The 12,840-nt window shown below is 38.6% G+C and carries 12 protein-coding genes; 5 read left to right on the top strand and 7 right to left on the bottom strand.

Translation table 11 applies throughout. From position 1 onward, the window contains the following. The first annotated feature begins 421 nt into the window (after positions 1-421). Both FHS68_RS26200 and FHS68_RS26195 read left to right on the top strand, forming a co-directional pair. A complete protein-coding gene (locus FHS68_RS26200; protein ID WP_167277274.1) occupies positions 422-715 on the top strand; it encodes a helix-turn-helix domain-containing protein in 294 nt (97 codons plus the stop codon). A gap of 42 nt (positions 716-757) precedes the next feature. Next, entirely contained in the window at positions 758-1,735 is a 978-nt protein-coding gene (locus tag FHS68_RS26195) for an AAA family ATPase (RefSeq protein ID WP_167277271.1), read from the top strand. 178 nt (positions 1,736-1,913) lie between these two features. Here FHS68_RS26195 and FHS68_RS26190 read toward each other — a convergent pair whose 3' ends face one another. Further along, positions 1,914-2,072, bottom strand: coding sequence for a hypothetical protein (locus tag FHS68_RS26190; RefSeq protein ID WP_167277269.1), 159 nt, complete (start codon positions 2,070-2,072; stop codon positions 1,914-1,916). Positions 2,073-2,179: 107 nt separating this feature from the next. On the opposite strand from FHS68_RS26190, the gene FHS68_RS26185 reads away from it, so the two are divergent. The 3 genes from FHS68_RS26185 to FHS68_RS26515 all read left to right on the top strand — a co-directional run bounded on the left by FHS68_RS26185 (position 2,180) and on the right by FHS68_RS26515 (position 5,760). Further along, a complete protein-coding gene (locus tag FHS68_RS26185) occupies positions 2,180-3,109 on the top strand; it encodes a DUF8464 domain-containing protein (protein ID WP_167277266.1) in 930 nt (309 codons plus the stop codon). A 267-nt stretch (positions 3,110-3,376) separates the two neighbouring features. After that, complete coding sequence (locus FHS68_RS26180) at positions 3,377-5,104, top strand: NACHT domain-containing protein (RefSeq protein WP_167277264.1); 1,728 nt, start codon at positions 3,377-3,379, stop codon at positions 5,102-5,104. A gap of 266 nt (positions 5,105-5,370) precedes the next feature. Continuing rightward, positions 5,371-5,760, top strand: coding sequence for a plasmid mobilization protein (locus tag FHS68_RS26515; RefSeq protein WP_229212072.1), 390 nt, complete (start codon positions 5,371-5,373; stop codon positions 5,758-5,760). A 358-nt stretch (positions 5,761-6,118) separates the two neighbouring features. On the opposite strand, the gene FHS68_RS26175 is transcribed toward FHS68_RS26515, so the two are convergent. From FHS68_RS26175 to FHS68_RS26150, 6 genes are all read right to left on the bottom strand, one after another. Continuing rightward, positions 6,119-7,918 carry an NACHT domain-containing protein gene (locus FHS68_RS26175; protein ID WP_167277262.1) on the bottom strand — a complete coding sequence of 600 codons (1,800 nt, stop codon included), beginning with the start codon at positions 7,916-7,918 and terminating at the stop codon, positions 6,119-6,121. 129 nt (positions 7,919-8,047) lie between these two features. Then, positions 8,048-8,536, bottom strand: a complete 489-nt coding sequence (locus tag FHS68_RS26170; protein WP_167277259.1) for a type II toxin-antitoxin system death-on-curing family toxin — start codon at positions 8,534-8,536, stop codon at positions 8,048-8,050. Positions 8,537-8,538: 2 nt separating this feature from the next. After that, positions 8,539-9,624 carry a DNA-binding protein gene (locus tag FHS68_RS26165; RefSeq protein ID WP_167277257.1) on the bottom strand — a complete coding sequence of 362 codons (1,086 nt, stop codon included), beginning with the start codon at positions 9,622-9,624 and terminating at the stop codon, positions 8,539-8,541. 185 nt (positions 9,625-9,809) lie between these two features. Next, complete coding sequence (locus FHS68_RS26160; RefSeq protein WP_167277255.1) at positions 9,810-10,451, bottom strand: hypothetical protein; 642 nt, start codon at positions 10,449-10,451, stop codon at positions 9,810-9,812. 211 nt (positions 10,452-10,662) lie between these two features. Next, positions 10,663-11,334 (bottom strand): hypothetical protein, encoded by a 672-nt coding sequence (locus tag FHS68_RS26155; RefSeq protein ID WP_167277251.1) that lies wholly within the window; start codon positions 11,332-11,334, stop codon positions 10,663-10,665. 2 nt (positions 11,335-11,336) lie between these two features. Next, a complete protein-coding gene (locus FHS68_RS26150) occupies positions 11,337-12,605 on the bottom strand; it encodes a site-specific integrase (RefSeq protein WP_167277249.1) in 1,269 nt (422 codons plus the stop codon). Between the last annotated feature and the right edge of the window lie 235 nt (positions 12,606-12,840).

Genomic DNA, 12,840 nt, shown 5'->3' with positions numbered 1-12,840 from the left:
GGTTCGATTCCGTCCATCACCACAGAAAACAAAGCTAGCCGCTTGATAATCAATAGATTGTCGAGCGGTTTTTTGTTTGGTTTACATTCTGGTTTACAGCTGCCCGAAAATTCCGGTTTAGACTCTTCACAGTTTACAATTTCCCTTGATTCGAATTACCCGCAAGATCGCCAAAACTGGCGACTAGAATCGCATCTTCATCCGCCATTTACCGGCAACGTTATCCCCCAATCTTTATCAATTCTTACCTCGAAGCAGATATTTAGCTTAATCACGCCTTCCGCCGTGATTAAGCTAAATATGCCTATACGGCCTGTCAATGCATTTAACAGCAGTTGAAGCAAAGTTCATACTTTTTCATACTTGCTTTTTTTCGCCTTCGCTTCAACATTTGACCCCATCACCAAAAAACAAATGTCCCATGACCAAGCTACTAGTTATTGAGTTTGACGAGTTCAAAAATTTCACCAGACAAGTAATTCAAGAGGAGTTTAAGAGTGCACTTAGCCCAAAGGCGGATCCTACGTCGAAAAGTGATGAGCGACTTCTATCAAGAGCGCAAATGGCCCGAGAGCTCGACGTTTCCCTGGTGACGCTGCATCAGTGGCAAAAGGACGGGCTACCGTATCGCCGACTACACCGGAGAATCTATTTTGTAAAATCGGAGGTGTTGGATTACATGTACACAAACCAGAAATCAAAGAAAAAGGGATAATGCCTCGAACGCATTACCCCTTAGAAACTTAAAAGTCTTAGTATGACAAATTTAACAGCCCTGAATGGTTTATACAACCATTCGGAAGGAAAGATTTTACATAAATCTTCCTTAAACACAATGAAGGATCTCGCGGAGAAAGGGAAGACGCTTGCTCCGCTTAGGCGTTTGCTCGGGAATTATGTGCTTGAAAACTCTGCGATAATCTTTGCAGCGGAGCGTGGTACGGGGAAAACGCTTTTAGGCCTCCAAGCATGTATTGCTATTTCAGCGAAATGGCCTTCACTGTGGAACGAGCCAATCGAATATCACGGAAATACCTTATTCATCAACTGCGAGCTCAGCGAGGATACGATCAGTAGAAGGCTAGGGAAGCTATTTGAAGCACCACCCGAAGAGATCGGGTCTTCGGAATACAATAGCTATGTCTACACAACCAAGAAAGGGTTGGATGAAGAAGCACAGGCGATTATTGAGATGTCGATGATCCAGAAACCTGTCCTGATCGTTCTGGACAATTTTAGGGTAGCCTTCCTGAACTCCGATACGAACAACGGTAAGGAAGTCGCGAAGGCAATGCACTTGATTTTGACGCTACGTGATCTGTTGGATACAACAATCATCATCACTGATCATACGCGAAAGCATACGAGGAATTTGCTGACCGATAGTGACCTTCAAAGCGGTTCCGGTGTGAAATCTGATTTGACAGACAGCGACATGTTCCTTCGAAAGAGCAAACAGGATATTCAATACCGGATCTTCAAGCGCTCCAAATCGAGGCATTGCGAAGAGACGGACGGTGCTAAGCTGATCCGTCTGAATCCTGAAACGCTATGGTTTGAATTTGTCCAGGACAACATCGACGAAGCGCAGCACATAGGAACGGAGGCAATGCCGGTCAAGGAGGAGCAGAAGGACCTGGCACGGGAGCTTCGGGATCAGGGAAAGACCATCGAGCAGATTGCCAAAATATTGAATAGAGGCAAGGGGACCATTCATCGCTGGCTAAACGAATAAATGGCTTGTAACAAGTCCACATTTTTCTCACAACCCCTCCTTGTTTATGAGAGGGGATTGTGAAAAAATGTTCGATGAAATGGCGAGACCTGGCAATTGAACTCGGCTAGTTCGGCTTTGTTCCACTTGTTCCAAAAATTCCATTTGTTCCAAAGTTCTATTCGTTCCACCCGTTCCATTATTTCCATTTGTTTCTGAGATGTTCCATCTCGTTCCGCTTGTTCCAAATATTCCATTTGTTCCAAAGGTTCCGTTTCGTTCCACCCGTTCCATTAATTCCATTTAGCCTCAGATGTTCCACCTTGTTCCATTTGTTCCAAAAGTTCCAAAATTCCATCTGTTCCACTTTTTTCGCTCAAAAATTTGGTTAAAAATGGAACGTCTTAACAGTCAGTCAGATAGCGAATTTTTTAGGCAAAATGGAACAAGTGGAACGCGTGGAAAATGGAACGGAACGGAACGTCTGCGGGTGAAAAAAGAAAAGATATGAATGCAAGACAATTAAATCAGCAACACAGCATAATAGACTTTTTGGATCAAAATGGCTACCGGCCAACGTCCAAAAGAGGTGATAACTATTTGTATATCAGCATGATAAGAGATCGGGAGAAGCATGCCTCATTTAAAGTTGATATCCATAAAAACCTTTGGTACGACCATGGAATTGGGGTAGGAGGTAACCTAGTAGATCTCGCCTGCCGTATTTTCAAAACGAAAGATGTGAAGGAGGTTATCAGGCTAATTACTGGCAATTTTTCTGCTTTTCACCCGCAAACAGCAGCGCAGGTTCTGAACCAATCAGGTAATGATAAGCTACGTATATTGAATGAAGGTTACATTCAAGATCATCGGCTGACCGATTATCTCAATGCCCGGGGCATCTCCCTTGATGTGGCCAACCAACATTGCAGAGAGCTTACCTACTCAAATCAAGGACGTTTCTTTAAAGGTATTTGCTTCAAAAACCAATCAGGCGGATATGAGTTGCGGAGTAAAGGGTTCAAATCCTGCATTGCGCCAAAGGACGTGACAATGATTGAAAGTGGTGATACCAACCTGCTCGTCTTTGAGGGGTTCATGGATTTCTTGTCCTATGTCATGCTGCCGGTTTTTCATGTGGCGGATGCAAGTTTTCTGATACTTAATTCGGTCTCGTTGGTAGGAAGGGCATCTGAGTATTTATCTGCCTATGATTCCAAGTGCTTGTTTCTTGATAATGATCCGTCCGGATTGAAGGCAGCAGCGCAGATCAGACAAACATATCCGCGTGTAATTGATATGAGCTTGTTCTATGCTGGGCAGAAGGATCTGAATGAATATTTAAGTCAAAACAGCAAATGTATAGAACAGGACTGTGTTGCTTTGGCTTTATGAGGTATTGTCAACATTATTTTAAATACAAGAACAATCTATCGGATTCAAGTTAGCAACCGTTCGATTAAAAGCTGAGTCGCCTGAGTTTCACAAAAGCAAGTATAAATTCACCGGTGAAATCATAGAACATTTAAATGTTGAAATAACATCAGAAAATATAATATCTTACACAAGGGTTGAGCAGCTGATATGCTGAAATTTAATGAATTGTAGCAGGGTCGCCGAAGATCCGAAATCGCAAGATGATAATCTAAGTTTTTTATAACAATGAATATTCCGAAACAACTATCAGATCTTATCGGCAAAGTAACTGGCCTCTTTGCGCAGGAGATAATTCAAATTGCTTCAAATCGACTTTTGGAATATCAACTGCAGGAATACGCGAGGTGTAGTGCAACGAAGACCATGCTGCACAGGATTTATCCTGTTCCTCTAAAAAGGTTTTATCAGCCATTATCCTTAGAGCAAAAGAAAAATTCTGAGCGAATATCGACAGAATCATACACGATGCTGGCTAAAAGTCATCAATACCTGACAATATTGGGGAGTGCAGGCAGCGGGAAGAGCACTCTTTTAAAGTACCTATTTGTCGATTGTTATGAAAGTGGATATAAAATTCCACTGAAGATAGAATTTAGACACCTAAATAGCTTTGCAGGGACTCTAGCTGATTTTGTTTTTAATGAAATCTTTCTTTTTCAAAAGCTAGGAATTAGTACCGAAATTGTTGAGCGAATGCTTAATTCGGGTGATTTCGCCTTATTCTTTGATGGATTTGATGAATTGGATTCAAATAAAATTAGTGATGTTTATGTTCAATTTGATGCTTTTGTCAAACGGTTTCCATCAAATAGTTACATTGTAACATCTAGGCCCTATACGTCAATTGAAATGCTTCCACTCTTCGATAATTTAAAGATTGGAGAAATGTCTCGAGAGGAGGTGGTTTTGTTCATTCAAAAACAAGTCGATTCAGTAGAAAAAGAGCTAGCAACAAAAATCATTCACACAATTGAAACTTCAAAGAATGACCATCTGGATTCTTTCTTGAAAAATCCTCTTCTTTTATCGATGTTTATTTTGACATTTCAAGCATATTCTACGGTTCCGTTACAGTTAAATGAGTTTTACTTTCAAGTGTTCGAAGCTTTATTTTCACTTCATGACGTTCAGTCGAAAATGAATTACGAACGGGAGCGAAGATCAAGACTTCCAAAAGGAGAATTGGTAGGTGTGCTAGAGTGTTTTGCGTTTCTTTCTTATTTTGAGAGCGCATTTGCTTTCAGTAAAAGTTATATAAATGAGAAATTTAATCTAATTAAAAGGGAAATACAAGACACAACCAAATTTGATAACGATAATCTTATTCTAGATTTGAAAGTTTCAATAGGTATTTTTGTTGAAGATGGATCGCGATTTGCATTTTCGCACGCATCATTGCAAGAATATTTTGCGTCTCGGTATATTAAAGGCTTAAGTGAAAAGAATAAGATAGCATTTTTCCGGAATTTGATCGAGAATATTTATGAAGTACCTTTTCTGGTACTTCGCCATCGCCTGTTTCTGCAGTTGATGTGGGAAATAGATAAACGTAGTGCAACAAAATATTTTATTGTGCCATTTCTGACATTTTTGATTCAGAAAATACTACTAATAAAACCTAAGAATCGGCAGGAGGAATTTAAAATATTTCAGCTGATTGTCTGGTATTATAGTACCGTCGATCTTGACGGCAGTAAAATAAATGTTTTTCATGAAGCAACTATGAAGTATTTCGAACTTAATCTTAATATAAATAATTCGTTGTCAAGGAACTATGCATTGCCTATTGAAATTGAACGTAAAGTTGACTGGCAGTTAATATATGGTGGTCTGATACATTTCAAGGAATTGATGAATGACCATCTTGAAAATATTGGGTTGAATCTTGATTTAGAGGAAGATCGAGATAGTCGAATGTTGTTTCTTGTCGGAAAAGGACCAAAACGGGACTAGTATGGAATTCGAATTTGCTAATAATGAGATGACTATACTTACTATTGACGGAAAATTTTAGGTAGCGCTAGACTCAATGGCAGCTATGATTTTCTAGAGATAATGCCACAAATTATATTTTTGAGCCGCTGTTAGTAGCGTCTGGCCAGATGTACGATTGTTAAACAATCGTCGGTTGCTGCGCACCCGGTCTGGCCTTACCCTCCAAAGTCGGTCCAGGGATTCTAAAAGACTTTATTAATGTTTGAACGTGAAGATAGGAGCTGATGAAAAAGAGAAAATCAAACAGAACGAGACTGGTGGGTGTCAGACTTACGCTCGATGAGTATGCTAGACTAGAAGATAAATGTAGTAAAACCACGTGCAGGGCACTCAGTGAATTCGTCAGGCATTTAATCTTCAACCGACCGGTCACTGTCATTGAACGAAATGATTCGTTTGATAAGGCGGTCCTGGAATTGACGAGGTTACGTAAGGGGTTAACTGAGATTGGTAATAACTTTAATCAGTCAGTTAAGCGCTTGCACACCTTCAACCAGGTTTTAGAGTTACGGGATTGGATTGCTAACTACGAATCGGAAAGGATGCTTTTGTTTGCGGTATTGTATGAAATCAAAAGACAAACTGACAAGATTGCTGATCAGTACCTACAGTGAGTATACAAAGACCTGGGTTTGCAGCGCAAAAATAGTGATTGCATATCCAGCGTCTAAAGTGACTTTTTGTCTCGTAGCGAAACGGTAATATCCTACATTACGAAATCAATGTTCTATTGTAAGTGTCCTGAAATGTAAATAGCCCCAAAAAAGGGGTTATATATCGCTAAATAAGGTACAGAGTTGATACACTTGAAATCCAATCTACTGCTGACCATTTTGCTTTTACACAATAACTTTTATAAATGCAGTTGTTTCAAGGTGAGATAACGCCAGTAACAGATTCTTTCTTGTACACCACCTGCGTTAACGAATGTTTTAGATCATCTTCGAGTCGGAGCTTGATAACAAGGATAGTTCAGAGATCTAAAATCTCATCAATGCTTTTCCCTTCTCTTTCAAGCTCATCCCTGAATTCCAATATTTTTTGTGAGTACGCGGACCTGTAATCACGAATTATGTCGCATATGCCATGTTTAATCAGGATTCGATTTGTAATAGAATTGAATTTTAACGGTAAGGCAGTATTTCGTGTTAGCGGAACCTGAGCAGGAAGTAAGGCTAATAATTCATTCTCTGCACCGCTTGTTCTAGGAAAGGAAGCGAATCGGCGATAGCTATATACACCACAAAAATCAACAATAGAGGTATTTAAATTAATTGTCCTAAAAATTGCTAATTCATCTTGCTCTTCATCTTCCTGCGAATCTGATCTGTTGATCTCTCTCATGAAAAACGTAGCATCTAGTTGCTTGATAAATGCTTCTAGTAATTCGTCGTCAGAGTCCCTCGACAATTCCTTTTCGTGCTGTAATAATTGTGACAAAATGAAATTTTTTATAAAACCTATTTTATCTAACTCTAAACATATATCCCACAAATTATAACTGTAATCCGTACTCGATTCTTCTAATACATTAATCAAATTTTTGTAGCCTTTTATTTTCTTTTCTGATGGTAGGTAACTTAAGAATTGCGCACAGAAATATTCTTGCATAGATCTATGAGGGAAGCGATACTCAAACCCATCGCGTATTAAAATAGATATTGTTGTTTGCAGATCATAAATCATGTCTTCAACTTTGAAATCATAACTTGTGTACTGTTTGACCTTTCTGAGTATATCTGACAAATACTCTTCTGTGAAAACGAATTCTCCTTCGATTAATGATAAGTAGCAAACAGTATTTAATACCTTCTCAAATTCATCTCTTTGGAGCTTTGACATTTTTTCTCTTGCAAACCCACTCTTAGTCTGACCATCATGCTTCGAATAGAGCGTATCAAAGACATTACGATAAAAGGCACTCTTTTTAGTTGGAATTTCTGGATGACTTTCGAATGCAAGAATAAACATTGATAGTAAGAGAGGGTTTCTCAAATACTCCAAGTAACTGTAATTTTCGGTATTGTCAATTATATTTAACATTCGCGCCCTTCGATCTGGGTCCTTGACGAGTTTAGTGACAAAACCATTAACATCGGAATCTGTTAGTTGCTGAACTTTAAAGTCGAAAAAACGTGGGAAGCCCTCTACACCACTACCTGGTCGTGTCGATATTAAATAATTATTTTTTGGGAAAGCATCAACAAACATTTCGATTTGTCGGGTAATCTCTTGCTTTTTATTTGAGAATATCTCGTCGTATCCATCAAATAAAAATATGAACGAGCCACCTCTCAAGGCTCTCGTTAAAATCGCCTGATTTGGTTTTACATTGGTGTTTAGAATTTTTTCAAATACCAATTCTTCAAAATCGCCCTTGAATTCGTTAATGCTTTTTAACTCGATAAGTATAGGGATCTTCTGATTATCTTTTAGTATTTTAAGAAAAATATGCTTTATCAATGTTGTTTTTCCACTACCTGCTGAGCCAACAATGGTTATATTTCTATACTCGTCAAATACATCATCAAGATTTTCGAATGGAGTGCAGAGTTCTTTATACCTTGCCTGTACAGGATAGTATATGTCATCAAACCTAACTTTTTCACTTCTATGGATAAAGGTATTAGTAAAATAGTATTTTTCGGTTTGAGCTTGCAGGTAATCATAAATTCCCAGATTAAATAAATTTTTCCATTCATCGCTAACAAGGCCGAATGCTTTTACTAACGGCATAATTAGATTTGTAATTTCAAGTTTATATTCTATCATATTTTTCTGAGTTTCTGATATGTCGTATAGATGATATTTTCTTTATTATTGTGTTTCGCTACCATACCAGGACATTTTTTTAAAGTAGACACACATCTTTTACTGTTATAAATCCTCTGACGTTTACAATTAAAAAAGGTCTTTATAAAAATCTACACCAAGATCAAGAGCTTCATGTTCCTCATCTACTTGGCTCAATGCTGCAATAATTTTTAATTTTAGCTCTTCACTATAATCTTCCTCGTTAATAAGTGATGTAATTATTTCTTGAAGCAAGTTTTTATCAATGATGTTATCCGCTACTGTGACAGCAATATTCTCCATTTCAATGATAAACTTATTTACAAAAACATCGAGGCCGTTTACTTCCAGAAAGAATGCTCCCAAGGCAATTGACGTTCGTTTGTTGCAATCCGTAAAGGCGTGAAACTTATTGAAAGAAAAAACCAGGTGAGTAAGTTTCTCTTCGAATGTGGTGTAGTAATCATCATTTTGAATATGCTGCAATGGACTGATGATATTCCCTCGATTTTCAACCCCTTTCTTCCCTCCTGATATTTCGAGGATTTTGTCGTGAATTCTGATTGCGTAGACGTCTGTAAAATAGATTAGTTCCATAATCAGCGATCTTTGAGACGTTTAAAAACGTCCTTGTTTTCTTCAAGTCGCTGTTCAAGATCCCTACTTCGCTCTCCTAAAAATTTATCAAAGTCCTCGGAACTAACTTCATTGACATATTCTCTCAGTTTCTCATGCAATGCGTCCCTGAATTCCAAATCTCGGCTTGCCATAAGACTTCTTGCTCTCTCCCGCAAAGGATCTACGAAAGCGGCCATTATTTGATCGAATTCAACAAATAACAAATGTGCTTCCGACAATTTGAGTTTTCTATTCAGCCTCTCAGACTTATTTTTTAAGTAGGTAGCGTAACCATTTTCATAACTGGATATTAAGTCTAAAACCTCTGAATACATTGTACTGCGGACACTTTCTTTAGCTTTTAAGTTTAAAATCTTCTTATATTCTTTTGAATTTTCTTTAAAGATACATTTATAGATTTTGTCTGTGAGTTGGCTATACTTGAACTTATTATCGTCAATGTATAGGTCCAAGGCATTTGTGAATTCTTGTCGATAATTGTATTCTCGAATCATACTAGGCAGGAATTCTTCCTCGCGCTGGTTGATAAACTTAGTTTTCCCACCAAGTTTTTTGTTTAGAACGTCGATTACAATATCCAGAATAACTGTTCTTAGTCTTTGGGCATTTTCCGAACCTGTTAAAAGCATCCCTACATTTAGAAATGCTTTATATGTATATGTGGCTAGTTGAGATGTTTTTAGAAGGCTATCTAGTTCATTCTCAAATAATTGAACTATGGTCCCGACATCAATGTCGGGACCATAGTCGCTTTTTTTTGCAAGTCTCACAAAATCAACTACTTGCTCTTTGAAGTCTCTGAGCTTTGAGCCGACATACACCTCATATCCGCTCTGATCCAATTCATCTTTATGACTTTCAATTATTCGCTCGATAGTCCGAATGTCAACATCAAAGTACTGAGCTACCTGTTGCTTTGTAAACCGGTATTTTCCTTCAAACTTAATACCATAGAAGCCTACCTGCTCATACACTTCCTGTAAAGCCAGGTTATTGTTCAATATGTTTTTCCTGTCAACGCTTGATTCAGTCAGGTTTTTGCTCATATCAGTGTCTTATATGCTTTAATGTAATTACCCATAATTGGTTGATGTTGCACCCAAGTCAATAATATGCGTCACATCCACGCAATTTGGTGTATTCAATCCACCGATTTGCTGCCGGGCATCTTTGTGTGGAAGAAAAGCGCGAATATCGTACTTGGTTCTTTAACAACTGCAAGTGAATTATTCTATTCCAGGTAATCCTTTGTCCGGGAGTAAATTATTTTGCCGGCAGACCAAAATATAAAATCTAGTTTTTTAGTCGGATGAAGTCCATGGTTTTCAAACCTGGTGTCAAATGATTCACATACCTCACTTAGTAAGCCATGATCGATAATTTTTTTGTAGTTATACGAAATTGTACCTATTCGATTTTTAAAGTGTTGGATTTTTTGATCAAATGGTATCAAATTTAAATTGCTGAAATTGAACATTTTGGCCACCTTGCTATCGTAAACCACATTGGCGGGATCATTTGTATGGAACATCTTGGATACAAAAGAGCACTGTACGGATTTGTCTCCTTTTGCTCGTGGTATCTCGTAGAGCTTTTCAATCACGTTCTCATAGTTCCAAGCTTCTCTGTTGCTCTTGAGGTCTTGAAGTATTCTGAAGTACTCCAAATGAAATTGATGCGAAAGTCTGGCCTCCTCCAAGTTGTAGTACTTCCTAAACGTAAATTGAAACATATAATTAGTAGTAACGTCAGTATCTTGATAAGCCCGCTGGAGATATTTGTAAACGTCAACACTTTCAAACTTGATGTTGTTCACAATATCTGGACTGCCCTTCTTAATGAGCTTTATGATGGGTTCAATTTGAAGTATCATAGAGGATTTTGCCGTTTATCTGTTTCGGTTGATCGGTAGGATCTATTTTTAGCTATCCATTATTCAAAGTTAGTTTGCTTGCGGGTTTAATCATGTCTTGGCGAATTTGGAATAGGAATACTTTGGTTTTACACAGGATTTCCTAAATATCGTTATGAAGGCGAGATTAAAACATATCGTGATAAGCCCATTTCCAATGGCGATAATAATTTCACGACTTATTTCCCAAAAATTTTTTAAGCTCAGTAATCAGCGTTTCAGGCAGGTAATCCTCTGGAACATTCTCCGTCACTTTTCTCACAAGGGTACTTCGTTTCCCTTTCTTGAATGGTGTAAAGTTGCGCAATAGCGCTACGATGTCCTCTTGATTGGCATCAAATGGGCTATCCTCCTTGGTCCCATAAAAGATAGTCTTCATTAGGGCGATAAGCTTTGGTTTTGGAATAAGCGTATAAATGTCAACTTCTTCCTCGCATTTTGGAGTCACTGTGTTTTCTTCCAGCTGTCGATTGACTTCGGCCAGTAAACCCTCCAAAATTGTTTTTTCTTGTGCAGAATAGCTCTGTGTCAGCCGGATAGGTATTTCATTTGAGAAGAAGTCAAGAAACTCGATCTTATCCGGATATGCTCCATAATGATACCGAAAGCATCTGAGCGACTGGCTGAAAGTAGCAAATTTCACAAGTTTCCAGAAAATCGTGTTTTCATAAAGGGTTGTGCTGGGTTCTGATGGAAAAATCAGATGAAATTCATTTAACTGATCAACGATATCATACTTGAAATAAGGAACGAGAGGTAAGTCATCTCCTTTCATTGCTAGAAAGGTTTCTCCTAATCGCTTCAATGTTGAGTATTTCCCAATTGGTTTCTTACTGTCTGCCATAATCACTCATCTTTAAATCGCTCTTTCCATATCTCGGAAAGCTGCCGTGCATACTGCTTTTTGGTTACTTTAATGTATGTTAAAAATGCCTTTTCAGTCCTATGACCGGTAATTGCCATGATGGCGTAACTCGGCGTCCCGGCGAGATATTCATTCGTTGCAAACGATCGCCTGGCAGTATGAGACGTAATTAATGAAAACTTACTTACCTTTTTCTGAGTTCTTACTTTCCCTTTCTTCTCGAATAAAGCAACATCATCGCTGAGATTAGCTTTTTCACCGATCTCTTTGAGATATTCGTTCATCTTTTGATTGGATATCACCGGTGGCAAGTGGTTTGGAGTTTTACCCTTATACTTCTCCATTACCTTCCTGACGATCGGATGAATAGGAATTTCGAGGAATTCATCCGTCTTGATTGTCTTCGTTTTCAGATATTTGAAGTCCGGAGAGATATTTTCAGCCTGTATTGTCGTGAGATCGGAAAACCGCAAACCTGTAAAGCAGCCAACAATAAAGAGATCCCGCACTTTTTCTAGCCGCGGTTCAGCGGACAAGTCAAGTTTCATTAGCAACTTTATCTCGTCTTCATCCAGATAGATCGAATCCACCTCTTTGCGAGGAGTTGAAAACCTTCGACTCTTGAATTCTATGTTATCATTTTCCTTGCGTTCAGTCGCTTCGTTCAGGAAGAACTTTAATAGACCAGTGTGCTTATTTTGCGTGTTCTCATTGTATTTCTTGACCTCTACCATAAACCTTTTGAAGTCATGGTAGAAATCCAGCGTGATATCGTTGAAGGCGATGGTCTTCTTTTTCGCATCGACCTGATATTCGGTCAGCATCTTAATATGCGAGCGGTAAGTCTTGATCGTATTAGCATTCTTGAATCCCTCTACTGACTTAATGTATTTGGTGACGAACTCGATAAGGCCAGGCTTACCTTTCTCCGGAGCTGCTTCATATTTGTCAGTTCTGATCTCACGCTCAAACAGCGGCTTCAAATCGGCGGGAGTAATCGGCAGCTTTTGATAAAGTCGCTGCTGGTATATCTTCTGAACTTCATTCCGCCATCGGTCCAGGTTGGCGTTGAGCTCCAAGTATGCCTCGTGGCTTGCTTTCGCCCGCTGGTTTTTGGCGTCCCAGGATTTCGGCTTTATAAACTGATTTGTAGAAACAACAACTTGTTCAGTACCATAGCGGAAGTACAGGGAAATCAGGCAATTGCCATTTGGCTTTGGCTTTTTAAGATAGTATTTTGAAGTGGCCATTAAGCGACAACTTAGTTTACACAAATCTATCTTAACTGATTTGGTTTACAAAATGGTTTACGATAAAAATCCTTTGCGAGGTTGTATATTGTCTAACCCAATTTTATATATTTGCCGTTAGTAGCTCTGAATCAGAATATTTTAACGAAAAGCTCATGAAAGTGTCATTCAAAGGTTCGATTCCGTCCATCACCACAGAAAACAAAGCTAGCCGCTTGATAATCAATAGATTGTC

It is taken from the genome of Dyadobacter arcticus (genome assembly GCF_011762185.1).
In the GTDB taxonomy this organism is placed as follows: Bacteria; Bacteroidota; Bacteroidia; order Cytophagales; family Spirosomataceae; genus Dyadobacter; species Dyadobacter arcticus.
This window is presented reverse-complemented; position numbering and strand designations above follow the sequence as displayed.